This window comes from Pelomonas sp. Root1237 (genome assembly GCF_001425055.1).
Classification (GTDB): domain Bacteria; phylum Pseudomonadota; class Gammaproteobacteria; order Burkholderiales; family Burkholderiaceae_C; genus Pelomonas.
Genome location: NZ_LMDK01000019.1, coordinates 153,815 through 176,480, shown reverse-complemented (window position 1 = coordinate 176,480; position 22,666 = coordinate 153,815). Strand labels below are relative to the sequence as shown.

At 68.2% G+C, this 22,666-nt stretch carries 20 protein-coding genes; 3 read left to right on the top strand and 17 right to left on the bottom strand.

Annotated features, from left to right (window positions below; all coding sequences use genetic code 11):
• Window positions 1–20 precede the first annotated feature (20 nt).
• The 4 genes from ASC91_RS23610 to ASC91_RS23595 all read right to left on the bottom strand — a co-directional run bounded on the left by ASC91_RS23610 (window position 21) and on the right by ASC91_RS23595 (window position 3,801).
• A complete protein-coding gene (locus ASC91_RS23610) occupies window positions 21–206 on the bottom strand; it encodes a hypothetical protein (protein WP_056202941.1) in 186 nt (61 codons plus the stop codon).
• Window positions 207–219: 13 nt separating this feature from the next.
• Window positions 220–1,155 carry a UDP-3-O-acyl-N-acetylglucosamine deacetylase gene (gene lpxC / locus ASC91_RS23605; protein ID WP_056202938.1) on the bottom strand — a complete coding sequence of 312 codons (936 nt, stop codon included), beginning with the start codon at window positions 1,153–1,155 and terminating at the stop codon, window positions 220–222.
• A gap of 18 nt (window positions 1,156–1,173) precedes the next feature.
• Window positions 1,174–3,135, bottom strand: coding sequence for a sensor histidine kinase (locus ASC91_RS23600; RefSeq protein WP_056202934.1), 1,962 nt, complete (start codon window positions 3,133–3,135; stop codon window positions 1,174–1,176).
• A gap of 102 nt (window positions 3,136–3,237) precedes the next feature.
• Window positions 3,238–3,801: a TetR/AcrR family transcriptional regulator gene (locus ASC91_RS23595; protein WP_056202931.1), complete on the bottom strand. Its 564-nt coding sequence runs from the start codon at window positions 3,799–3,801 to the stop codon at window positions 3,238–3,240.
• A 115-nt stretch (window positions 3,802–3,916) separates the two neighbouring features.
• On the opposite strand from ASC91_RS23595, the gene ASC91_RS23590 reads away from it, so the two are divergent.
• Genes ASC91_RS23590 through ASC91_RS23580 form a run of 3 tightly spaced genes read left to right on the top strand, consistent with a single transcriptional unit; the run spans window position 3,917 to window position 6,641 of the window.
• Complete coding sequence (locus tag ASC91_RS23590; RefSeq protein WP_056202927.1) at window positions 3,917–4,612, top strand: SDR family oxidoreductase; 696 nt, start codon at window positions 3,917–3,919, stop codon at window positions 4,610–4,612.
• A gap of 23 nt (window positions 4,613–4,635) precedes the next feature.
• Window positions 4,636–5,460 (top strand): alpha/beta fold hydrolase, encoded by an 825-nt coding sequence (locus ASC91_RS23585; RefSeq protein ID WP_056202924.1) that lies wholly within the window; start codon window positions 4,636–4,638, stop codon window positions 5,458–5,460.
• Entirely contained in the window at window positions 5,457–6,641 is a 1,185-nt protein-coding gene (locus ASC91_RS23580) for a Bcr/CflA family efflux MFS transporter (RefSeq protein ID WP_056202923.1), read from the top strand. Before ASC91_RS23585 ends, ASC91_RS23580 begins: the two co-directional genes overlap by 4 nt.
• 52 nt (window positions 6,642–6,693) lie before the next feature.
• On the opposite strand, the gene ftsZ is transcribed toward ASC91_RS23580, so the two are convergent.
• From ftsZ to ftsL, 13 genes are all read right to left on the bottom strand, one after another.
• Window positions 6,694–7,932 (bottom strand): cell division protein FtsZ, encoded by a 1,239-nt coding sequence (gene ftsZ / locus ASC91_RS23575; protein WP_056202920.1) that lies wholly within the window; start codon window positions 7,930–7,932, stop codon window positions 6,694–6,696.
• An 81-nt stretch (window positions 7,933–8,013) separates the two neighbouring features.
• Complete coding sequence (ftsA, locus tag ASC91_RS23570) at window positions 8,014–9,243, bottom strand: cell division protein FtsA (RefSeq protein ID WP_056202917.1); 1,230 nt, start codon at window positions 9,241–9,243, stop codon at window positions 8,014–8,016.
• 8 nt (window positions 9,244–9,251) lie between these two features.
• Window positions 9,252–10,082, bottom strand: a complete 831-nt coding sequence (locus ASC91_RS23565; RefSeq protein ID WP_235532076.1) for a cell division protein FtsQ/DivIB — start codon at window positions 10,080–10,082, stop codon at window positions 9,252–9,254.
• The gene (locus ASC91_RS23560; protein WP_056202911.1) at window positions 10,079–11,056 is read right to left on the bottom strand and encodes a D-alanine--D-alanine ligase; all 978 of its coding nucleotides are present in this window, start codon (window positions 11,054–11,056) and stop codon (window positions 10,079–10,081) included. Before ASC91_RS23560 ends, ASC91_RS23565 begins: the two co-directional genes overlap by 4 nt.
• Window positions 11,053–12,441, bottom strand: coding sequence for a UDP-N-acetylmuramate--L-alanine ligase (gene murC, locus ASC91_RS23555; protein WP_056202908.1), 1,389 nt, complete (start codon window positions 12,439–12,441; stop codon window positions 11,053–11,055). Before murC ends, ASC91_RS23560 begins: the two co-directional genes overlap by 4 nt.
• Window positions 12,438–13,511, bottom strand: coding sequence for an undecaprenyldiphospho-muramoylpentapeptide beta-N-acetylglucosaminyltransferase (gene murG / locus ASC91_RS23550; protein WP_056202905.1), 1,074 nt, complete (start codon window positions 13,509–13,511; stop codon window positions 12,438–12,440). The genes murC and murG overlap by 4 nt, the downstream gene beginning before the upstream one ends.
• Window positions 13,508–14,764 carry a putative lipid II flippase FtsW gene (gene ftsW, locus ASC91_RS23545; protein ID WP_056202902.1) on the bottom strand — a complete coding sequence of 419 codons (1,257 nt, stop codon included), beginning with the start codon at window positions 14,762–14,764 and terminating at the stop codon, window positions 13,508–13,510. Before ftsW ends, murG begins: the two co-directional genes overlap by 4 nt.
• A 73-nt stretch (window positions 14,765–14,837) precedes the next feature.
• Window positions 14,838–16,520, bottom strand: coding sequence for a UDP-N-acetylmuramoyl-L-alanine--D-glutamate ligase (murD, locus tag ASC91_RS23540; protein ID WP_056202899.1), 1,683 nt, complete (start codon window positions 16,518–16,520; stop codon window positions 14,838–14,840).
• Between the two features lie 4 nt (window positions 16,521–16,524).
• Window positions 16,525–17,703 (bottom strand): phospho-N-acetylmuramoyl-pentapeptide-transferase, encoded by a 1,179-nt coding sequence (gene mraY / locus ASC91_RS23535; RefSeq protein ID WP_056202895.1) that lies wholly within the window; start codon window positions 17,701–17,703, stop codon window positions 16,525–16,527.
• On the bottom strand, window positions 17,693–19,156 hold the full coding sequence (murF, locus tag ASC91_RS23530) for a UDP-N-acetylmuramoyl-tripeptide--D-alanyl-D-alanine ligase (RefSeq protein WP_082532959.1): 1,464 nt from the start codon (window positions 19,154–19,156) through the stop codon (window positions 17,693–17,695). Before murF ends, mraY begins: the two co-directional genes overlap by 11 nt.
• Window positions 19,153–20,619, bottom strand: a complete 1,467-nt coding sequence (locus ASC91_RS23525; protein ID WP_056202893.1) for a UDP-N-acetylmuramoyl-L-alanyl-D-glutamate--2,6-diaminopimelate ligase — start codon at window positions 20,617–20,619, stop codon at window positions 19,153–19,155. Before ASC91_RS23525 ends, murF begins: the two co-directional genes overlap by 4 nt.
• The gene (locus ASC91_RS23520; protein WP_056202890.1) at window positions 20,619–22,406 is read right to left on the bottom strand and encodes a penicillin-binding protein 2; all 1,788 of its coding nucleotides are present in this window, start codon (window positions 22,404–22,406) and stop codon (window positions 20,619–20,621) included. Before ASC91_RS23520 ends, ASC91_RS23525 begins: the two co-directional genes overlap by 1 nt.
• Window positions 22,403–22,666: a cell division protein FtsL gene (ftsL, locus tag ASC91_RS23515; RefSeq protein WP_056202886.1), complete on the bottom strand. Its 264-nt coding sequence runs from the start codon at window positions 22,664–22,666 to the stop codon at window positions 22,403–22,405. Before ftsL ends, ASC91_RS23520 begins: the two co-directional genes overlap by 4 nt.

Genomic DNA, 22,666 nt, shown 5'->3' with positions numbered 1-22,666 from the left:
GCGATGCGGCGTGACGAGCGTCACAGCAACAGCGCCAATCGCTCCAGGATGAGCACGCCGAAGAAGGCCAAACCGGCCACCAGCGTCCATTTCATGATCATCAGCCCAAGCCGCCGCCAGCGCGCTTGGCCGGTGGCGATGGAAAAGGCGAAGCACAAGACAGCCGAGAACAGCAGCAGGCCGACGACGAGGCGGGCAATCAGCATGTAAACGCTCTCATCACCATGCTGGTGCAAGCTCGGCGAAGCCCTTGGGCGCTGCGCGCTCGTCGTCGAAACTGACGATCTCGTAGGCGGCCTCGTCGGCCAGCAGCGCGCGCAGCAGCTTATTGTTCAGCGCATGGCCACCCTTGAAGGAGGTGTACGCCGCCAGCAGCGGCATGCCGGCGACCTGCATGTCACCGATGGCATCCAGGATCTTGTGCTTGACGAACTCGTCGTCATAGCGAAGGCCGTCGGCGTTCAGCACCTTGTAGTCGTCGACGACGATGGCGTTGTCCATGGAGCCGCCCAGCGTCAGGCCGCGCGAGCGCATCAGGTCGATGTCGGCCGTCATGCCGAAGGTGCGTGCGCGGGCGATCTCCTTCTTGTAGGTACCCGAACCCATGTCGAAGACAAAGCTGCTGCCGGTGGCGGCCACGGCCGGGTTGTCGAACTCGATCTCGAAGCTCAGTGTGTAGCCGTGATGCGGCTCCAGCCGGGCCCACATCAGCTTCTTGCCCTCGCCGTGGCGCACTTCGATGGGCTTCTTCACGCGCAGGAAGCGCTTAGGCGCGTCCTGCATGACGATGCCGGCCGACTGCAGCAGGAAGACGAAGCTCGCCGCGGAGCCATCCAACACCGGCACCTCGTCGGCGTTGATGTCGATGATGAGGTTGTCCAGGCCCAGGCCCGCGCAGGCGGACAGCAGATGCTCGATGGTCTGCACCTTGGGCGCGCCCGGGTCGCCGCCAGGGCTGATGGTGGTGGCCATGCGCGTGTCGCTGACCGACGTCACACCGACCGGGATGTCGACCGGTGGGCAGAGGTCGACGCGGCGGAAGACGATACCGGTGTCAGCCGGCGCTGGGCGCAATGTCAGCTCGACCTTCTGGCCGCTGTGGATGCCGACGCCGACGGCGCGTGTGATCGACTTCAGGGTGCGTTGCTTGACCATGGGGTCAATTGTCCAAGATCAGACCTCGCCTTTGCGCTCCACGGGCAATCTGAGCGACAGGCGCGTGCCCATGCCGGGCTGGGAGTCGATGCGCAGCTTGCCGCCCAGGCGCTGGGCGCGCTTGATCTGGCTCTTCAGGCCGCGGCCGTGCTGAATGCTCTGCAGGTCGAAGCCGGCGCCATCGTCCTCGACGCGGATCTCAACATAGCTGCCGTGGTGGCGCGTCACCATGCGCACGCGGCTGGCCTGGGCATGCTTGAGCACGTTGTTCAGTGCCTCCTGCATCAGGCGCAGCACATGCAGCGCGTCGGGCGGCTCCAGCCAGGCCAGGGGCGGCAGGTCCTGCACGTCCCAGTCAAGCTTGAGGCCGCCGATCTGCAGCCTTTTTCCCAGGCGGTAGCGCATCGTCGCCAGCAGCGAGACGAGGTCGTGGCCGACCGGCTCCAGCGAGTCGATGACCAGGCGCAGGTCGTCCACGCATTCGCGCAGCACCTCCACGCACTGCTCGTGCGACATGCTGCCCTGCTCCATCGCCACCAGCGCCGACAGCAGCGAGGAGCCGAGGCCGTCATGCATGTCGGCCATGATGCGCTGACGCTCCAGCAGCAGGGCCTGCTGGCGCTCGGCCTCGCGCAGCTGCGCGTTCTGCGCATGCAGCACCGAGACCTGCTCGTCCAGGTCCTCCTGCAGCTGGCTGTTCTCGGCCTGGACCTGCTCGACGGCACCGACATAGCGGCGCTGCACCGCATGCAGGAAGCTGAGCATGACGGCCAGCGTCGCGAACGGCATCAGGAAGAAGTGTTCGGGCCAGGCCCAGCCGGCCAGCACGGCGAGGTCGTGGCCGCCGATGACGACGCCGATGACCAGCGCCACGGCCATGATGCGCAGCTCGGTGCGGCGCTCCCGCCAGGCCAGGAAAGCCACCCAGGCCGTGCCGATGGTGGCGACGCCGGCCGTGACGGCGTACTGCATGACGACCATGTCGAGCTGGCGCAGCCACAGCGGCATGCTGAGCAGGCTCACCAACGTCACGCTGGCGGTCAACGCCCACTCCAGCCACAGGATGCGCCGGCTCGCAAAGCGCAGCGCGAACAACAGCGCCGTCAGCATGACCCAGCCCATGGATGCGTGTGTGGCCCACCAGAACCAGTCCTGCCCCGCCGGCGAAGCCGGCAGGCTGACGTAATAGTGCAGGTTGCGCACCATCCATGCGGCGGCACCGAGGGCAAACAGCCCATAGATGGCCTCGGGGCGGCGCAACCACAGCGTCAGCGCGAACAGCCCTAGCACCGCCAGCGTCAGGCTGACGGCCTGGGGCAGGCCGTTTTGGGCGCGCACCCGCCACAGCCAGCGTCTTTCCAGCTGATCGCGCGGGGCGATCCAGATGCGTGACACCGCGTGATAGCTGCCCGCCGGCACCGGCAGAGCGACGACCACGTCCAGCCCCTGGGCACCGATGCCGGGCAGAGGCAGCCACAGGGGCTGCACCCATTGCTCGCGCTCGGCATGCTGGTTGTCCAGCAGGGCCTGCCAGCCTTTGTCGGTGCGGGCCAGCACCGCGGCCGACAACGTGACCAGACGCGGCAGATACAAGGCCATGGCTTCGTCCCGCCCGCCCGGTACGTGAAGTCGGTACCAGCGCATCTCGTAGCCCCGCGCATCGCTGACCATGGCCGCGCCGGGGCGTGAGCGCACGTCAGGCATCGCCACGGGCTTCCAGGCCGCTTCGTCCTCGGGAGGCAGCAGTTCAGGCGGCAGCTCGAGATGGTCGCCGCCGGCCACCGTGTGGTGGCGCAGTGCAGTCCACCAGACGTCGAGCTGGTCGCGCGTCCAGGCGGTGGTGGCAAGCTCAGCGGGGGCCGCGTCATCGCTCCCGGCCCGTGCGCTGGGTTGGGGCAATCGCTGTGCCTGTAACGGCAGACAGGCCAGCAAGGCCAGCAGCAGCAGGCCGCGGCGCCATAGCAGGCCCAACTCAAGCATCCCTATGATTTCTTCTAGGCGTTGACATGGGGCGCGAGCATGCCACAGGGGCTGGCCGCGCCCCAACCGCCGCAGCACCGCTGGGCGGCGGGTGGCGACCGTTCAGCCGCCGGCAGGCAGACTCTTGCGGGCGGCCTCGCGGAGTTCGCTGGACAGCGCGGTGTCGCCGCCGACAGCGCGTGACAGCAACAGCGCCCCCACCAGCGTGGACAGCATGGCCAGCGCCTGCTCGCGTTGCTCGGGCGCCGAGTCGGCCGGCATCTGTTCCTGCAGCGTTGCCACGAGGTTGGCGACGCCCTCCGCAAACACCTCCCGCACGGCCGGCCCGCCACGCGCAGCATCACCCGCCAGCGCGACCAGGCCGCAGCCGGCACCGATATGGTCACGGTGAGCGTCGGACAGATAGGCCTTGACCCAGGCCTGCAGGCTGCGGTCGGACTGCGTCTTCCACTGCTCGCGGTTGGCCTGCAGCGCGCGCCGCGTCGCCTGGGCGGCCAAGTCGTCCTTGGACTCGAAGTGGCCATAGAAGCCGCCACGCGTCAGGCCAGCGGCCTGCATCAGGTCGTTCAGGCCGATGCCATCGAAGCCGCGCTCGCGAAACAGCTGGGCGGCGTTGTCGAGGATGCGTTCGCGGTTCTCTTCGGCCTGGGCGCGGCTGACCTTCATCGCGGTCTCCTGGGGTCTTTGTGTGGGCGGGCTTGACGCATTTTATATGTTGACCGACATTTATATCAATCATGTCGGTCGACATGAATAAGCAAATCGAGAAGGAATTGCCACCATGAGGCTCAAGAACGCCGTCGTCTTCATCACCGGTGCCAACCGCGGCCTGGGCCGCGCCTTTGCCCAGGCCGCGCTGGCCGCGGGCGCCGCCAAGGTCTATGCCGCCGCGCGTGACCCGGCCTCCATCGACCTGCCCGGCGTCGTGCCCGTCGCGCTGGACGTGACCGACCCCACCCAGGTGGCCGCGGCGGCTGCGCAATGTACGGATGTGACGCTGCTGATCAACAACGCGGGCATCTCGCAGCAGGCCGGCGTGCTCGACGCGGATGCCATCGCGACGGCGCGCCGCCATCTGGACACCAACTTCTTCGGCGTCTGGGCGCTGACCCAGGCCTTCGCGCCGGTGCTGCAGGCCAACGGCGGCGGCGCGGTGCTGAATGTACTGTCCGTGCTGAGCTGGGTGACGGTACCGGGCCTGACGCCCTACAGCGCCAGCAAGGCCGCCGCCTGGGCGCTGACCAATGGGCTGCGCAGCGAGCTGAAGGCCCAGGGCACGCAGCTGACCAGCCTGCATGTCGGCTACATGGACACCGACATGACGCGCGGCATGGACGCCCCCAAGTCTGCGCCGGCCGATGTCGCTCGCCTGGCCCTGGCCGGGCTGGAGGCCGGCGCCTTCGAGGTGCTGGCTGACGACATCAGCCGCCAGGTCAAGCAGAGCCTGTCCACGGCCGCGCCAGCTTACGCGGGCTGAGCCCCGAAACTCAGGAGAACGCCATGCTCGCCTCCCCTGCCCTTGCAGCGCCTTTCACGGCCCATGACGACGGCCACCTCGCAGCGGCCCGCCATGCCTTCTCGGCGCCCGAGCGCGTGCCGCTGACGGCCGAGGAGCGCGCTGCGCTGGCTGGCCACGCCGAACCGCCGCTGCGCCACGAAGGCCTGAAGCTCGCGCGCTGGACGCTGGGCGTCGGCCCACGCGTTGTCCTCGTCCACGGCTGGAACAGCCGCGGCGCCCATCTGCTCGGCTTCGCCCGGCCCCTGGTCGAGGCCGGCTTCTCGGTCACCCTTTTCGATCTACCCGCCCATGGCGACTCGACCGGTCATGCGGCCAGCGTCGTGCATGCCGGCCGCGCACTGCGCGCCGTGGTGGCCGACATCGGCAAGGAGGTGCACGGCGTCATCGGCCATTCGATGGGCTCGGCCGCCGCGCTGCTCGCGTTTGCCCACGGCTGGCGAGTCGGGCGCAGCGTGCACCTGGCCGGCCCCTCCTCGCTGTCGCCCATGGTCAAGGGCCTGGCCGCCGCTCAAGGCCTGGGCCCGGCGGATGCGGCCGCATTTGCGGGCTGGGTGGAACGCTTCATCGGCACGCGCATCACCTATGTGGACCTGGAGCGGCTGCAGCATGGCCTGCGCCATCCCGGGCTGATCGTCCACGACCCGGAGGATCGCACCGTGCCTTTCGCTGCATCCGAGGCGCTGCATGCGGCTTGGGCTGGCTCGCATCTGCAGCGCGTGAGCGGGCTTGGCCATCGCCGTCTGCTGGCGGATGCCGACGTCATCGCGCGCAGCATTGCCTTCATTGCCGAAGGAGCCAGTCAATGAGCGCCGTGCCCCGCCCCTGGCTGCTGACGCTGGCCGCGCTGTCAGCGCTGGCGACGCTGTCCACCAACATCTTGCTGCCGTCTCTGCCCGTGATGGCGCAGGCCCTGGGGTCGAGTGAGGCGGCCATGACGGCGGTGCTCAGCCTCTTCCTCGCCGTGTTCGCGCTGGCCCAACTCATCGTCGGCCCGTTGTCGGACCGCATCGGCCGCCGGCCCGTGGTGCTGGGCGGCTTGGCCGTCTTCATCGTGGGCAGCGTGGTTTGTGCTTTGGCGAGCGATCTGCCGTTGCTGCTGTTCGGCCGCGCGCTTCAGGCCGTCGGCGTCGCCGCCGCGTCGGTGCTGGCACGCGCCGCCGCGCGCGACCGTTTCGAAGGCCCGCAACTCGCTGCGCTGCTCGGCCGCATCATGGTTGTCATGGCCGCGGCGCCGGGCTTTTCGCCTCTGCTCGGTGGCCTCGTGCAGGCCGCCTGGGGCTGGCGCGCGCTGTTCGTTGTGCTGGTGCTGGCGGGCCTGGCGCTGGCGGCGGCCTATGTTGGCATCGTCGGCGAGACGCTGCCGGCCGAGAGACGGCGACACCAGCCGGCCAGCGCGCTGGCACGCGGCTACGTCGTGCTGCTGGGTGATGCGCGCTTCATGCGCCCGGCACTCGCCACGGCCGCCATCCTCGGCGCGCTATTTGCCTTCTTTGGCACGGCGCCGCTGGTGCTGGCACGCGATTTCGGCTTCAGCGCGCTGCAGGTCGGGCTGTTCTTTGCCACGTCCGTGTTCGTCGTCTTCGCAGCAGGGCAGACCGCGCCGCGCTGGGCCTCGCGCTGGGGTGGCCCCACCGTGCTGCGCATTGGCGCAGCGCTGGCAACACTCGGCGGCCTGACGATGCTTGTCGCGAGTGGAGCCGGTCTCGCGGGCTTTGCCGTCGCGGTGGGCATCTTCCTGTTCGGCATGGGGCTGGTCTCACCCACTGGCACCGCACTGGCGTTGACGCCATTTGCATCGCAGGCCGGCCAGGCCTCCGCGCTGCTGGGCTTCCTGCAGATGGCGGCAGCCGCTCTGCTGACAACGGCTGCCGCGACGTTGCCCGGTGCGCGCATGGATGCCTTGGCCCTGGTGCTGGCGGGAGGCGGTTTGCTGGCCCTGCTTTCTGGCGCCGCAAAGCTGGCCGCGGCGGTAGTACGCGCGTCCTGACAAAGCAAAAGGGCGAGCCTCACGGCTCGCCCTTCTTAGGATCAGCGACTGATCAGTCTGCCTGCTTGCGCAGGAAGGCCGGGATCTCGATCTCGTCCATGCCGTTGGACGACAGGGCCTCGACCTTGGCCGCAGCACTGCCCGAGCGACCATGGCGCCAGACGCTGGGCACATTGGCGTTCGCAAAGTCACCCAGGCCCAGGCCGACATTGGCCTGCTGGCCCGTGGCCGGCGTGGCCATGGCCACGGCCTGCGTCAGCACAGGCATGCCGTCGGTACCGTTGCGCACCACCTGCTGGGTCTGCACGACCTGCAGCGGCGCCTGCTGGCGGGCGCGGCCGGCCGTCAGGCCGGTGGCGATGACGGTCACGCGCAGCGCGTCGCCCAGGCTCTCGTCGTAGGCGGTGCCGAAGATGACGTGCGCTTCATCCGAGGCGTAGCGCTTGATCGCGTTCATCGCGTTGCGCGACTCGCTGAGCTTGAAGTTGCTGCGGCCCGCGGCGATCAGCACCAGCACGCCACGCGCACCGGAGAGGTCGATGCCTTCCAGCAGCGGGCAGGCCACGGCCGCTTCGGCGGCCTTGGCGGCGCGGTCCGGGCCGGTGGCTTGCGCCGTGCCCATCATGGCCTTGCCGGGCTCGCTCATCACCGTCTTGACGTCTTCGAAGTCGACGTTGACCAGGCCGGGGATGTGGATGATGTCGGAAATGCCGCCAACGGCGTTCTTCAGCACGTCATTGGCATGCGCGAAGGCTTGATCCTGCGTGACATCGTCGCCCAGCACATCGAGCAGCTTGTCATTCAGCACGACGATCAGCGAGTCGACATTGGCCTCGAGTTCAGCCAGGCCGGCATCGGCCGCCTTGGCGCGCCGGCCGCCTTCGAAATCGAAGGGTTTGGTGACGACACCGACCGTCAGGATGCCCATTTCCTTGGCAACCCGGGCAATCACCGGCGCAGCACCGGTGCCGGTACCACCGCCCATACCGGCGGTGATGAACAGCATATTGGCGCCGGCGATGGATTCGCGAATGCGGTTTTCGGCCTCTTCAGCCGCCGCCTTGCCCATTTCGGGTTTGGCTCCAGCGCCGAGGCCGGAGGTGCCGAGTTGCAGCAACTGGTCGGCCTTGGACCGATTCAGCGCCTGCGCGTCGGTATTCGCGCAGATGAATTCCACGCCTTGAACGCCCTGGGCGATCATGTGGTCCACGGCGTTGCCGCCGCCGCCACCGACCCCGATCACCTTGATTTGGGTGCCTTGGTCAAACTCTTCGATCATCTCGATGGGCATATCAAACCTCCTACTGCAATTGTGCCGTGGCACAGATAGATTGACTAGTTGCTGAAACAAATTTTTCGTAATTCGTGGGGGTCAAAAATTCCCCATGAACCAATCCTTGACCCGGCCGAGCAGGGTTTGCACCGAGCCAGCCTGCTGCGCTGCCTTGAAACCCCGGCTGCGTGACAGCCGGGCCTCCTCCAGCAGGCCCATGACGGTGGCCGATCGGGGGTTGGCAACCATGTCGTAAAGGGCCCCCGAATAGGTGGGCAGGCCGCGGCGCACGGGTTTCAGGAAAATATCCTCGGCGAGTTCCACCATGCCCGGCATGACGGCCGATCCACCGGTCAACACGATGCCGGAGGACAGCAATTCCTCATACCCGCTCTCACGAATGACCTGATGCACCAGGGAAAAGATTTCCTCGACGCGCGGCTCGATGACGCCGGCCAGCGCCTGCTTGGACAGCATCCTGGGGCTGCGGTCGCCCAGGCCGGGCACTTCCACCTGGTCGGAAGGGTCGGCCAGCAGTTGCTTGGCGACGCCATATTCGACCTTGATTTCCTCGGCGTCCTTGGTCGGCGTGCGCAGCGCCATCGCGATATCGCTGGTGATCAAGTCGCCCGCGATGGGGATGACGGCGGTATGGCGGATCGAGCCGCCGGTGAATATCGCCACATCGGTCGTGCCGGCGCCAATATCGACCAGCGCAACCCCCAGGTCGCGTTCGTCGGCGGTCAGGGCGGCATGGCTGGAGGCGCTCGGGTTCAAAACCAGCTGATCCACTTCCAAACCGCAGCGCCGCACACATTTGACGATGTTTTCGGCCGCACTCTGCGCGCCGGTCACGATATGGACCTTGACCTCCAGCCGGCCACCGCTCATGCCGACGGGCTCCTTCACCTCATGGCCGTCGATGACAAATTCCTGCGGCTCGACCAGCAGCAGGCGCTGGTCGTTGGGAATATTGATGGCCTTGGCGGTTTCGACGACGCGGGTCACATCAACCGGCGTGACCTCCTTGTCGCGCACGATGACCATGCCGGTGGAGTTCTGGCCGCGGATATGGCTGCCCGTAATCCCCGTGTAAACCCTAGATATTTTGCAGTCAGCCATCATTTCAGCCTCTTTCAAGGCCTGCTGGATGGACTGGACGGTGGCGTCGATATTGACGACGACGCCGCGCTTCAAGCCATGTGACGGCGCCACCCCGAGGCCGGCAATGCGCAAATCCCCCCCCGGCAAAACTTCGGCCACGACGGCCATGATCTTGGCGGTCCCAATATCCAGCCCGACGACCAAATCCTTGTATTCCTTGGCCATGTCCGTCCTCAACGTTTTCTATTTACGGGTTTACCCGGGGTGCTCGTCGTCACGCCGCGCAGCTTGACCGCGTAGCCGTCGGCGTGGCGCAGGTCGGCGGACAGCAGTGGGCTGCGGTAGGTCGCCGTGACCTGCGTGATGGATTGGGCGAAGCGGCCGAAGCGCTCGACCACGTCGGTCTCGCTGCCGCGGCCCAGTTCGACAACGGCACCGCTGCCGAGCGTCGCGCGCCAGGAGCCGCGGCCCGACAGGTCCAGGCGGTCGATGCCCTCGCCGAGTTTTTCAGCGGCCGGCGACAGGGCCCGCCACATCTGCAGCATCGCGCCGGCCGTCTGCGCCGGGCCGGCGAGCACAGGCAGGGTCTCGTCCTCGACGTCGCCGAGATTGGCCTGGAAGACTTCGCCGAAGCTGTTGACCAGGGCCCGTTCGGCCGCGGCCTCGGTCGCAGAGTCAGCACCATCGGTGCGCGCCTCCCAATAGGCGGCGGCCCGGTGTTCCTCGAGATTGACCCGCAGCCGCATCGGCCAGACGCGCGTCAGCTGCGCGCGCCGCACCCAGGGCACAGCCTCGAAAGCGGCGCGGCCGTCCTTCAGGCTCATGCTGAGAAAGGAGCCGTGCAGGCGCGGCAGGGCATTGGCGCGCAGCGAGGCCACGCTGTTGCGGCTGACATCGCCCTCCACCTGGATGGCACGCAGGTTGAACGCCGGCAGGCGCACGACCCAGCGCAGCACACCCCAAGCGGCGGTTGCCACCAGCGCAGCCACGAGCAGCGCCGACACCGCATTCATCAGGCGGATATCGGACGGCAGCGCGGCGGTGGCGGCGGCGGCGGAGTTCACGTGATCAGGCGATCCAGCCTGGCCTGGGCAAGCAGCCACAGGCACAGATGCGGGTAGTCGACGCCCACGGCCTGCGCGGCCTTGGGCACCAGGGAGTGCGACGTCATTCCGGGGCTGGTGTTCATCTCCAGCAGGAAGGGCTTCATGTCGGACTTGCGCAGCATCAGGTCGGCGCGACCCCAGCCGCGGCAGCCGAGCAGGCGATAGGCATGCAGCACGAGGCGACCGATCTCGGCCTCCAGCGCGGCGGGCAGCGAGCCGAACAGATACTGCGTCGTGTCGGTCTCGTACTTGTTCGCGAAGTCGTAATTGCCGGCCTCGGCGCGGATCTCGATGACGGGTAGCGCGACGGCGCCCTCGCCTTCACCCAGCACGGCGCAGGTCAGCTCGGGCCCTTCGATGCACTGCTCGAACAGCAGCTCATCGTCAAAGCCCAGGGCCAACTCGACAGCGCCCTGCATGTCGGAGTAGCCGGCGGCCTTGGTGATGCCGATGCTCGAACCCTCGTGCGGCGGCTTCACGACGACGGGCAGGCCGAGCGTGTCGGGAATCGTGCGGATGCGCTCGCGAGTCAGGTCGGCGCGGGACAGCGCCAGGTATTGCGGCGTCGGCAGGCCCTCATTGGCCCACAGCCGCTTGGTCATGGTTTTGTCCATCGCGACGCCGGAGGCCGTCACGCCGGAGCCGGTGTAGGGAACGCCCAGCCATTCGAGAGCGCCTTGGATGGTGCCGTCCTCGCCGCCGCGACCGTGCAACGCGATGAAGGCACGATCAAAGCCCTCGTCCTTCAGGGCTTGCAACGGACGTTTGGCGGGATCGAAGGCGTGCGCATCGACGCCGATGGATTGCAGCGCGGCCAGCACGCCGTTGCCGCTCATCAGCGACACCGGCCGCTCGGCGCTGTGGCCACCGAAGAGCACGGCAACCTTGCCAAGACCCTTGGCATCGATGTTCAGATCGACAGGCGACTTCATGCTGCGCCTCCTTGGAAATGCGCCGCGACGCGGCCCGGCAGGCTGCTCATCGAGCCTGCTCCCATGCCGATGACGACATCGCCATCGCGGGTCAACGTGGCCAGCGCCGCCGGCATGTCGGCCACGCCGGCCACGAAATTCGACGTGCCCACGGCCTGAGCGAGCGCCTTACCGGTCGCACCTTCGATGCGCGCCTCGCCGGCCGAATAGACCTCGGTCAGCAGTACGACGTCTGCGCCGCCCATCACTCGCACAAAGTCGGCAAAACAGTCCCGCGTGCGCGTGTAGCGGTGCGGCTGGAAGGCCAGCACCAGGCGGCGGCCCGGGTAGGCGCCGCGTGCGGCGGCCAGCACGGCGGCCATCTCGACCGGGTGGTGGCCGTAGTCGTCGACCAGTTCGAAGCGGCCGCCATCGCCCGCCGGCCATTCGCCATGCTTCTCGAAGCGGCGGCCGACGCCGGAGAAATTCTTCAGTGCCCGCTGGATGGCCTCGTCCGGGCAGTCCAGTTCCATCGCGATGGCGATGGCCGCGAGCGCATTGCGCACGTTGTGCTCGCCGGCCAGATTGAGCAGCACGTCCAGGTCGGCCGCGCCCTCGCGCTGGCAGCTGAAGCGCATCTGCGCGCCGGCCAGCGCCTGCACATCGACCGCGCGCACGCCGACACCCGCGGACAAGCCGTAGCTGACGACCGGCCGCTCGATGCGGCCGAGGATGGCCCGCACGCCCGGGTCGTCGGCGCACACCACCGCCGCGCCGTAGAAGGGCATGCGGTGCAGGAATTCGATGAAGGCATCGTGAAGCCGCTCGACCGAATGACCATAGGTGTCCATGTGGTCCTCGTCGATGTTGGTGACGACGGACAGCACCGGGCTGAGCTTCAGGAAGGAGGCATCGCTCTCGTCGGCCTCGACGACGATGAACTCGCCCTTGCCGAGGCGCGAGTTGGCGCCGGCGGCGTTGAGCTTGCCGCCGATGACAAAGGTCGGGTCCAGGCCCGCCTCGACGAGGATGGCGGTGACCAGGGAGGTCGTCGTCGTCTTGCCATGCGTGCCGGCGATGGCGATGCCGCGGCGCAGCCGCATCAGCTCGGCCAGCATGACAGCGCGCGGCACCACCGGCACCTGACGGCCGCGAGCGGCCTGCACTTCGGGGTTATCGGCGGCGACGGCGGTGCTGGTAACCAGGGCCTGCGCGTCGCCGATGTTGGGCGCCGCATGGCCAATCTCGACACGCAGGCCCAGGGTACGCAGGCGCTCGGTCGTCGCGCTCTCGACGGCATCCGAGCCGCTGACCGTGAAGCCGAGGTTGTGCAGGATCTCGGCGATGCCGCTCATGCCGGCGCCGCCAATGCCGACGAAATGCAGTCGTTGAACCGCGTGCTTCACTTCAGCATTCCTTCGATTTCATCGGCCACACGGGCCGCCGCACGCGGCCGGGCCAGCGAGCGAGCCTTCTCGCCCATGGCGAGCAGGGCACCTCGGTCCAGGCCGCTCAACAATTCATGCAGCTTGGCCGGCGTCAATTCGCCCTGCGGCAGGTGGATGGCCGCGCCGTGCTGGGCCATGAAAACGGCGTTGTCGCGCTGGTGCGATGTCGTGCTGACGACCAGCGGCACCAGCACCGCGGCACAGCCTGCCGCGCAGAGTTCGCTGACGGTGATGGCGCCGGCCCGGCAGACGACGACGTCGGCCCAGGCCAGGGCCGCGGCCATGTCGTCGATGAAGGGGCGCACTTCGGCCGACAAGCCTGCATCGGCATAGGCCTGCCAGACAGCGCCGAGATGGTCCTGGCCCGACTGGTGCAGCACGAGCGGCCGCTGCTCCTGCGGCCACAGCGCCAGCGCCTGCGGCACCGCCTGGTTCAGCGCGCGTGCGCCCAGCGAGCCGCCCAGCACCAGCATGTGCAAGGGGCCGGCGCGCTCGGCCATGCGCTCGGCCGGCAGTGGCAGTTCTTCGATCTCGGCACGCACGGGATTGCCGCTGACGACAGCGCCCGACGTCGAAGCCGCCGCCGCACCGTCGAAGCCGAATGCAATCCGGCGCGCAAAGGGTTTCAACGCGAGGTTGCTTTTCAGCATCGCCGCATCGGCATTGACCAGCATCAGCGGCCGGCCAGTGAAGGCGGCGGTGAGGCCGCCCGGCAGGCAGACATAGCCGCCCATGCCGAGCACGGCCGTCGCATGGCGCTGCGCATAGACGCGACGCGCCTGGCCCAGCGACTTGAAGAACCCGACGATGCCGCGCAGCGCATGCTTCAGCCCCTTGCCGCGCAGGCCGGCAAACGGCAGCGCATCCAGCTCGATGCCACGTGCCGGCACCAGGCGGTTCTCCATGCCGGTCGGCGTGCCGATCCACGACACGGTCCAGCCGCGGCGCTGCATTTCCTCGGCGACCGCCAGGCCGGGAATGATGTGGCCACCGGTGCCGGCGGCCATGACGACCAGGTGCCGCGTCATGACCTGCCTCCGCGCATCATCTGCCGGTTTTCCAAGTCGATCCGCAGAACAACGGCCAGCGCCACACAGTTCATCAAGATCGCCGACCCGCCAAAGCTCATCAGCGGCAGCGTCAGCCCCTTGGTCGGCAGTGCGCCCAGATTCACGCCCATGTTGATGAAAGCCTGGCCGCCCATCCAGATGCCAATGCCCTGGGCGTAGAGACCCGCGAACACGCGGTCCAGTGCGATGGCCTGGCGGCCGATGAGGAAGCAGCGGCGGGTCAGCCAGAAGAACGCAAGGATCACCACGGCCACTCCAGCAAAACCAAGTTCCTCGCCGATGACGGCGAGCAGGAAGTCGGTATGCGCCTCGGGCAGGTAGTGCAGCTTCTCGACGCTGCCGCCCAGGCCCTGGCCCAGCCACTCGCCGCGGCCGAAGGCGATCAGGCTGTGCGTCAGCTGGTAGGCCTTGCCTTGGGCGTACTTCTCGTCCCAGGGGTTCAGGTAGGCAAAGATGCGCTCGCGGCGGAACTCGCTGAAGCTGATCATCAACACGAACGCTCCCACCAGCACCAGCGTGATGAGCAGGAACATGCGGCCGTTGACGCCGCCCAGGAACAGGATGCCCATCGCGATGGCCGCGATGACCATGAAGGCACCCATGTCGGGTTCAGCCAGCAGCAGCAGGCCGATGAAGGCCAGCGAGATCGCGATCGGCGTGACGGCCTGGAAGAAGTTCTCCCGGGCGTCCATCTTGCGCATCATGTAATTGGCCGCGTACAGCGCGATGCCGAACTTGGCCAGCTCGCTGGGCTGGAAGTTCATGACGCCCAGCGGAATCCAGCGCCGCGCGCCGTAGACGACCTTGCCTATGCCAGGGATCAGCACCGCGACCAGCAGCACCAGGGCGGCGACGAAAACCCAGGGCGCCCAGCGCTCCCAGATCGCGACGGGGATCTGCACGGTGACGAGCCCTGCGACCAGCGCGAAGCCGATGGCGATCATGTGGCGCGTCAGGAAGTGCGTCGGCAGGTATTTGGCGAAGCGCGGGTTGTCGGGCAGCGCGATGGAGGCCGAATAGACCATCAAGAGGCCAAAGGCCATCAGCGCGAGCACCACCCACACCATGGTGATGTCGAAGCCCTGCAACTGCGTCGGTCGGCCAGCCGAGGTGGACACCCAGTCGCGCACCGGCACGCTGGCGTCCTCGGTGTCGCCCTTCTTCCAGAGCGACTGCAGCCTGGCGGTGAAGCCGTTCAAGACCGCAGTCATTGATGCACCCTTCGCGCTGCGCGCTGTCCCGCCGAGCGGGAGCGAGCTTGCTTGGGACGGCCCGGCGCGGCGCTCATAGCGCCACCCCGCGTTCGTCAGCGAGACCCTGCACCGTGGCGACGAAGACCTCGGCGCGGTGGGCGTAGTTGCGGAACATGTCCAGACTGGCGCAGGCGGGGGACAGCAGCACGCTGTCGCCGCTCTGGGCCTGCTGCAGGCACCAGGTCGTGGCGGCCTCCAGCGTCGCGTGGTGCTGCATGGCAATGCCGGTGTTGGCCAGCGCTGCTTCAATCTGCGGCGCATCGCGACCGATCAGCGCCACGGCGCGGGCATGGCGGGCAACACCATCGGCCAGTGGCGCGAAGTCCTGGCCCTTGCCATCGCCGCCGAGGATGAGGACCAGCTTGGCCGGCGCGCGGTCGGCACCCAGGCCGGAGATCGCGGCGACGGTAGCGCCGACATTCGTGCCCTTGCTGTCGTCAAAGAACTCGACGCCTTCGATGCTGCCCACGGGTTCGACGCGATGCGGCTCGCCGCGATATTCGCGCAGGCCATGCAGCATGGGCGCCAGCTCGCAGCCGGCGGCGCAAGCCAGCGCGAGTGCAGCCAGCGCGTTCGCGGCGTTGTGGCGGCCCCGCACGCGCAGCGCGTCGGCCGGCATCAGGCGCTGGATGATGAGGGGCTCTGCCTCATCGCTCTTCTTGCGCTTGATGGTCGGATCCAGCTCAAGGGCGCGTACCAGCCAGGTCAGGCCGCCTTCATCGATAAGGCCGAAGTCGCCTGCGACCTTGGGCGGGTTCAGACCGAAACGCACGACATGGCGCGACACGGTGCGGCCGGCCTTGCCACGGCTGCCCTTGACGAACACCGGCGCCGGCACCAGTCCTTCGACCTCAGCATCGTCACGGTTGGCGACGATGACGGACTCGCGACCGAAGATGCGCGCCTTGGCACGACCATAGGCAGCCATGTCGCCATGCCAGTCGAGGTGGTCCTGGGTCAGGTTCAGCACCGCACCGGCCGTGGGTTCGAAGCCGTTGACGCCGTCAAGCTGGAAGCTGGACAGCTCCAGCACCCAGACCTCGGGCAGGGTCTCGAAGACCGGGCCACGCGGTGGCGGTGGGTCAATGGGCAGGGGCGTTTCCTCGTCGGGCAGCACCGCCGCTTCTTCCTCAGCAGCCTCCTCAACGGGAGCGTCTTCGATCTCCTCGGCCACGACTTCGGCCGGCGTTTCGACCGGTGCCGGATCGGGCTCCTTGGCCAGCGCCTCGGTCAGCGTGTCCAGCAAGGTCGGGCCGATATTGCCGGCGACGGCCACGCGCTTGCCGGCACGCTCGACGAGCAGGCCGGTCATGCAGGTCGTGGTCGTCTTGCCATTGGTCCCGGTGATGGCGAGCACGGCGGGTGCGTAGCCGTGCTGGGCCTTCAGCGCGGCCAGTGAATCAGCGAACAGATCCAGCTCGCCCCGCACTGCGGGGCCGTGGGCGTAAACAGCCGCCAGGCGCGCATCCAGCGGCGACAGGCCTGGGCTCTTCAACACCGAGTTGAAGCCCGCCACCATCTCCGCCGTCAGCTCGCCGGTGATGAACTGCGCCGACTCGCCCAGTGCTGCGCGCTGCGGCGGCTGCTCTCGAGAGTCCCACACGGTCACCTTCGCGCCGAAGCCCGCGCACCAGCGCGCCATCGCCAGGCCGGAGTCACCCAGGCCCAGCACGAGCACGCGCTGATCGAGTAGTTGCGGCAGGTCCAGCTTCATGCGGTCACCGCAGCTTGAGGCTGGCCAGGCCGACGAGGCACAGCAGCATCGTGATGATCCAGAAGCGGATGACGACTTGCGTCTCGTTCCAGCCGCTCTTCTCGAAGTGGTGGTGCAGCGGCGCCATCTTGAAGATGCGCCGGCCCTCGCCGAACTTCTTTTTCGTGAACTTGAACCAGCTGACCTGCAGCATCACGCTCAACACTTCGGCCACGAAAATGCCACCCATGATGCCGAGCAGGATTTCCTGGCGCGTGATGACAGCCAGCGTCCCGAGACCGCCGCCCAGCGCCAGCGCGCCGACGTCACCCATGAACACCTGCGCGGGATGGGCGTTGAACCACAGGAAGGCCAGGCCTGCGCCAGCCATCGCGGCGCAGAAGATCAGCAGCTCGCCGGCGCCCGGGATGTAGGGCAGCAGCAGGTATTTGGAGAACACCGACGAGCCGGTCAGGTAGGCGAACAGGCCCAGGGCGGAGCCGACCATGACGACCGGCATGATGGCCAGGCCGTCCAGGCCGTCGGTGAAGTTGACCGCGTTGCTGGTGCCAACGATGACGAAATAGGCCAGCGCGACGAAGCCCCACACGCCCAGCGGCATGCTGATGGTCTTGAAGAAGGGGATCAGCAGGTCGGCCTTGGGCGGCAGCTCGGTCGAGAAGCCGCTGGACACCCAGCGAAAGAACAGCTGCACGACGCCGAGGAATGACGTCTCCGACACGCTGAACGCGAGATAGAGGGCGGCGAACAAGCCGATCAGCGACTGCCAGAAGAACTTCTCGCGGCTACGCATCCCTTCCGGATTCTTGTCAACGACCTTGCGCCAGTCGTCCACCCAGCCCACGGCGCCGAAACCCATGGTGACCAGCATGACGACCCAGACGAAACGATTGCTCCAGTCGAACCACAGCAGCGTCGACACGCCAATGCCGATGAGGACCAGCACGCCGCCCATGGTCGGCGTGCCGGTCTTGGCCAGGTGGGTCTGCACGCCATAGGCACGCACGGGCTGGCCGATCTTCATTTCGGTCAGGCGGCGGATGACCCAGGGCCCGAAGGCCAGGCCGATCAGCAGTGCGGTCATCGCGGCCATCACGGCGCGGAAGGTGATGTACTGGAAAAGGCGCAGAAAGCCCAGGTCGGGGTAGAGGCCCTGCAGCCACTGGGCGAGGCTAAGCAGCATGGGAGCCTCCGGATGAAGTCGCCGACGGGCCGCCCCTAGGCGACTTGCCCCCCTCGGGGGGCGGTCCGGGCTCTGCCCGGACCTGGGGGCTCACTTGAAGTGCAGCGACCACTTGTTCCATCTTCATGAAGCGCGAGCCCTTGACCAGGGTCTGGGCCACGCTGGGTTGTTCTGTGAGGGCTGCAACGAGCGCGGCCGTGTTGTCGAAGGCACGGGCGCCCGGGCCATAAGCCGCTGCGGCGTCACGGGCAGCGCCGCCGGCCGTCCAGAAATGGGCGATTCCGCGCTCGGCCGCATAGGCGCCCACCTCGCGGTGGAAGGCCGGGCCGTCGTTGCCCACCTCGCCCATGTCGCCGAGGATCAGCCAGCCCTCGCCCGGCATGCCAGCCAGCACGTCGATGGCAGCGCGCACGCTGTCGGGGTTGGCGTTGTAGCTGTCGTCGATCAGCGTGCGACCGCGTGCGTCGAGCTTGAGCTCCGAGCGGCCCTTGACGGCACGGAAGGCTTCCAGGCCTTGAGCAATGGCGGCCAGCGATGCACCGGCGGCCAGCGCACAGGCCGCGGCGGCCAGTGCATTGCGCACGTTGTGCTCGCCGGCCATGTGCAGCGCGACCGGCGCTGTGCCCGCGGGCGTGTGCAGCTCCAGCGCCCAGTGCGTGCCGATCCAGACTGCGTCGCCCGTCACGTCGGCCTCGCCGCGCAGCGCAAAACTCAGGTGCGGGCGCTGGGCCGCAAGCTCCAGCCAGATCGGCGCGCAGGCGTCTTCGGCCGGGAAGACGGCGCAACCGCTGGCGCTGAGCGCCTCGATGACGGCGCCGTTCTCGCGCGCCACGGCCTCGACGGTCGCCATGAACTCCTGGTGCTCGCGCTGGGCGTTGTTGACCAGGGCCACGGTGGGCTGCGTCATTGCCGCCAGCGGCGCGATCTCGCCGGGGTGGTTCATGCCCAGCTCGATGACGGCGGCGCGGTGGCTGGCTTCGTCGTCGTGGCGCAGACGCAAGAGCGTCAGCGGCACGCCGATGTCGTTGTTGTAGTTGCCTTCGGTAGCCAGGGCTGCATCGCCGACCCAGGCGCGCAGGATGCTGGCGATCATCTGCGTCGTCGTCGTCTTGCCGTTGCTGCCCGTGACGGCAATGACGGGCAGTTGCTGCTGGCGGCGCCAGGCGGCGGCGAGTTGGCCGAGGGCCGCTTTCGCATCGGCGACAAGCAGGCCCGGCAGGCCCGCTTCGGCCAGACCGCGTTCAGCCAGCGCGGCGACGGCGCCCGAGGCCTTGGCTTCGCTGAGGAAGTCGTTGGCATCGAAGCGTTCGCCGCGCAACGCGACGAAGAGGTCGCCCGCCCGCAGCGTGCGCGTGTCGCTGTGCACGCGGGCGAGGCCCGTCGCGCCGTCGCCGACCAGCGTCGATCCCGGCAGCAGCGCCTGCGCTTCAGCCAGCGTCAAAAACAGGTTCACAGACCTGCCCTTTCCAGCAACGCCGCGCGCGCTTCGCCAACATCCGAGAAGGGCCGGCGCACGCCATTCACTTCCTGATAGTCCTCATGACCCTTGCCTGCAATGAGCACGATGTCGCGCGAGCTGGCGTTCATCACCGCGGCCCGGATCGCTTCCTCACGGGCCTCGACGACGATGGCTTCGGGCGCAGCGACGGCGATGTCGGCCATGATCTGTGCCGGCGCTTCGGTGCGTGGGTTGTCGGTGGTGATGACGACGCGACCCGACAACCGGGCGGCGATGGCACCCATCTGCGGCCGCTTGCCGCGGTCGCGGTCACCACCACAGCCAAACACGCAGACCAGCTCGCCGCCACGCGCCTGGGCCAGGCCCTGCAGGGCGGACAGCGCCTTGTCCAGAGCATCCGGTGTGTGCGCGTAGTCGACAACCACCTGGGGCAGCTCCCGGCCATTGCCGACACGTTGCATGCGGCCCGGCACCGGCGTCACGCGGCCCAGCACGCGCGCCACGTCGGCCAGGGCAGCACCTTGGGCGCGCAGAGCGCCTGCCACGCCGAGCAGGTTGGCCGCGTTGTAGTCGCCGATCAGGCTGGTCTGCACCGGCAGGGCTTCCTCGCCCTCATGCAGCGTGAAGGCCAGGCCCTCGCCGGTGTAGTGCAGGCCACGGGCCGACAGGCGCGCGTCGCTGCGTGCGACGCCGGTGGTCCAGACATCGAGGGCGACCAACTCGGCGGCGAGGGCCTCGCCTTGCGGATCGTCAAGATTGATGACCGCGGCGCGCAGGCCGGGGAAGGCGAACAACGCACGCTTGGCCGCCCAGTAGGCATCCATCGTGCGGTGGTAATCGAGGTGGTCCTGTGTGAAGTTGGTGAACACCGCCACGCGCACGGCGCTGCCTGCCAGCCGCCCCTCCACGATGCCGATGCTGCTCGCCTCGATGGCGCAGGCCGAGAAGGCCTCGTCGCGCATACGAGCGAAGGCCGCCTGCAGCAGCACGGGGTCTGGCGTGGTCAGGCCGTTGTAGTCCAGCTTGGGCGGCTCGCCGATGCCCAGCGTGCCGACGACCCCGCAGCGCTTGCCCAACTGCGCCGAGGCCTGGGCGATCCACCAGGCCGACGAGGTCTTGCCATTGGTGCCGGTGACGGCGATGACGTCCAGCGTGTCGGTGGGCTTGCCGAAAAAGGTCGCGGCGATCTCGCCGGTGCGGGCCTTCAGTCCAGGCAGCGAGGCCACACGCGCATCGACAAAGCCGAAGCGCTCGACATCGGCCTCTTCAACCAGGCAGGTGGAGGCGCCGGCTTCCAGCGCCGCCGCGACAAACTCGCGCCCGTCGCGTGCATAGCCGGGCCAGGCGATGAAGGCATCGCCGGGGCGGACCTGGCGGCTGTCGGTGCGTAGTGTGCCGGTGCACCATTCGGACAGCCAGCGAGCGGCGGCATCGGGGGACTTGAGGCGTGTCAGCATCAAAAGCTCTCTTCGACCGCGACGGCCTTCTGGTTGGCCACGATCTGGCTCTTCACGTCCAGGTCGGGCGGTACGCCGAGCAAACGAAGCGTCTGGGCGGTGACTTGGCTGAACACCGGGCCGGCGACCTTGCCGCCGTAGTAAACGCCCGCGGTCGGCTCGTCGACCATGACGGCGACGACGATGCGCGGCTTGCTGATGGGGGCGATGCCAACGAACCAGGAGCGGTATTTGTGGCTGGCGTAGCCGCGGCCTTCCTGCTTGTGCGCCGTGCCGCTCTTGCCACCGATGCTGTAGCCCGGCACCTGCGCCTCGGGCGCCGTGCCGCCCGGGCCAGCGGCGGCCTGCAGCATCAGGCGCAGGTCCTGCGTGACCTTGGGTGAGAACACGCGGATGCCGGCGATCGGATGGTCGTGCGGCTGGCGCAGCATGCTGACCGGGACGATCTCGCCGTCGCGCGCGAAAACCGTGTAGGCCCGCGCCAGCTGGAACAGCGACGCCGACAGGCCGTAGCCATAGCTCATCGTCGCCTGCTCGATGGGCCGCCAGGTCTTGTAGGGACGCAGCTTGCCGGTCACCGCGCCGGGGAAGCTGATCTGCGGCCGCTGGCCCAGGCCGATGGCCGTGAACATCTCGTGCATCTCCCGCGGCTGCATCTGCATCGCGAGCTTGGTGGCGCCGATGTTGCTGGAGAACTTGATGACCTCGCGCACCGGGATCACGCCATGCGGCTTGGTGTCGCTGATGACGGCGCCCTGGAAGGCGTATTTGCCGTTGCCGGTGTCGACGAGACTGTCGGGCGTCGTGCGGCCGGTCTCCATCGACAGGCCGGCGATGAAAGGCTTCATCGTCGAGCCGGGCTCGAAGACGTCGGTCAGTGCGCGGTTGCGCAGCTGCTCGCCGGACAGGTTCTGGCGGTTGCCCGGGTCATAGCTCGGGAAGTTGGCCAGGGCCAGCACCTCGCCGGTCTGCGCATCCAGCACGACGACGGAGCCGGCCTTGGCCTTGTTCTCCGCCACCGCGTCGCGGATGCGCTGGTAGGCGAAGAACTGCACCTTGGAGTCGACAGACAGGTCGATGTCGTGGCCGTTGGCGGCGGGCACGACGTCGCCGATGTCCTCGACGACACGGCCCAGGCGGTCGCGCACCACCGAGCGCGAGCCGTCGCGACCCTGCAGCTCCTTCTGGAAGGCCAGCTCGATGCCTTCCTGGCCGCGGTCCTCGGCGCCGGTGAAGCCGACGACGTGCGCCGCGGCCTCGCCCTCGGGGTATTTGCGGCGGTATTCGCGGTCCTGGAACACACCCTTCAGACCGATGGCCTTCACGCGTGCGGCGGTCTCGTCGTCGGCCAGGCGCTTGAGCCAGACGAAGCGGGTCTCGGGGTTGAGCTTGGCCTCCAGCTCCTTGTTCGACAGGCCCAGGGCCTTGGCCAGCGCGCGGCGCTTGTCGGCGTCGGCATCGACCTCCTTGGGGATGGCCCAGATCGACGGCACGGCCACGCTCGCGGCCAGCACCTGGCCGGTGCGGTCGTTGATGCGGCCGCGGCTGGCCGGCAGCTCCAGCGTGTGGGCGTAACGGGCCTCGCCCTGCTTCTGGAAAAAGTCGGTGTTCAGCACCTGCACCCAGATGGCTCGCGTGAGCAGGCCCAGGAAGGCCAGGCCGACGAGAGCGACCAGGAAGCGCGAGCGCCAGGGCGGCGTCTTGGACGCCAGCAGCGGACTGGTGGAATAGCTGACGCCACGACCCGAGCCGAGGGCGCGTGCGCCGGACTTGTTGGCCTTGCTCACTGGGCGACTCCCGACGCCACCACGGCCGGGCTGATGACGCGCATGCCCAGGCGCTCCCGAGCCACCTGTTCGACGCGCAAGTTGGTCGCCTGCGCATGGCGCTCGGCGGCCAGGCGCTCGGCGTCGGCAGCCAGGCGCTGACCCTCGGCCTTGGCCTTGTCGCGCTCGGCGAACAGGCGGCGCGACTCGTAGGCGCTGTGCACGAGGACGACGCCACTGGCCAGCACGGCCAGGATGAGAATGAAATTGACTTTCGCCAC

Bases quoted from the DNA above. Each gene is read 5' to 3' on its own strand.
- ASC91_RS23610 (WP_056202941.1), bottom strand. From the start codon at position 206: ATGCTGATTGCCCGCCTCGTCGTCGGCCTGCTGCTGTTCTCGGCTGTC.
- lpxC (WP_056202938.1), bottom strand. From the start codon at position 1,155: ATGGTCAAGCAACGCACCCTGAAGTCGATCACACGCGCCGTCGGCGTC.
- ASC91_RS23600 (WP_056202934.1), bottom strand. From the start codon at position 3,135: ATGCTTGAGTTGGGCCTGCTATGGCGCCGCGGCCTGCTGCTGCTGGCC.
- ASC91_RS23595 (WP_056202931.1), bottom strand. From the start codon at position 3,801: ATGAAGGTCAGCCGCGCCCAGGCCGAAGAGAACCGCGAACGCATCCTC.
- ASC91_RS23590 (WP_056202927.1), top strand. From the start codon at position 3,917: ATGAGGCTCAAGAACGCCGTCGTCTTCATCACCGGTGCCAACCGCGGC.
- ASC91_RS23585 (WP_056202924.1), top strand. From the start codon at position 4,636: ATGCTCGCCTCCCCTGCCCTTGCAGCGCCTTTCACGGCCCATGACGAC.
- ASC91_RS23580 (WP_056202923.1), top strand. From the start codon at position 5,457: ATGAGCGCCGTGCCCCGCCCCTGGCTGCTGACGCTGGCCGCGCTGTCA.
- ftsZ (WP_056202920.1), bottom strand. From the start codon at position 7,932: ATGCCCATCGAGATGATCGAAGAGTTTGACCAAGGCACCCAAATCAAG.
- ftsA (WP_056202917.1), bottom strand. From the start codon at position 9,243: ATGGCCAAGGAATACAAGGATTTGGTCGTCGGGCTGGATATTGGGACC.
- ASC91_RS23560 (WP_056202911.1), bottom strand. From the start codon at position 11,056: ATGAAGTCGCCTGTCGATCTGAACATCGATGCCAAGGGTCTTGGCAAG.
- murG (WP_056202905.1), bottom strand. From the start codon at position 13,511: ATGACGCGGCACCTGGTCGTCATGGCCGCCGGCACCGGTGGCCACATC.
- ftsW (WP_056202902.1), bottom strand. From the start codon at position 14,764: ATGACTGCGGTCTTGAACGGCTTCACCGCCAGGCTGCAGTCGCTCTGG.
- murD (WP_056202899.1), bottom strand. From the start codon at position 16,520: ATGAAGCTGGACCTGCCGCAACTACTCGATCAGCGCGTGCTCGTGCTG.
- mraY (WP_056202895.1), bottom strand. From the start codon at position 17,703: ATGCTGCTTAGCCTCGCCCAGTGGCTGCAGGGCCTCTACCCCGACCTG.
- ASC91_RS23525 (WP_056202893.1), bottom strand. From the start codon at position 20,619: ATGCTGACACGCCTCAAGTCCCCCGATGCCGCCGCTCGCTGGCTGTCC.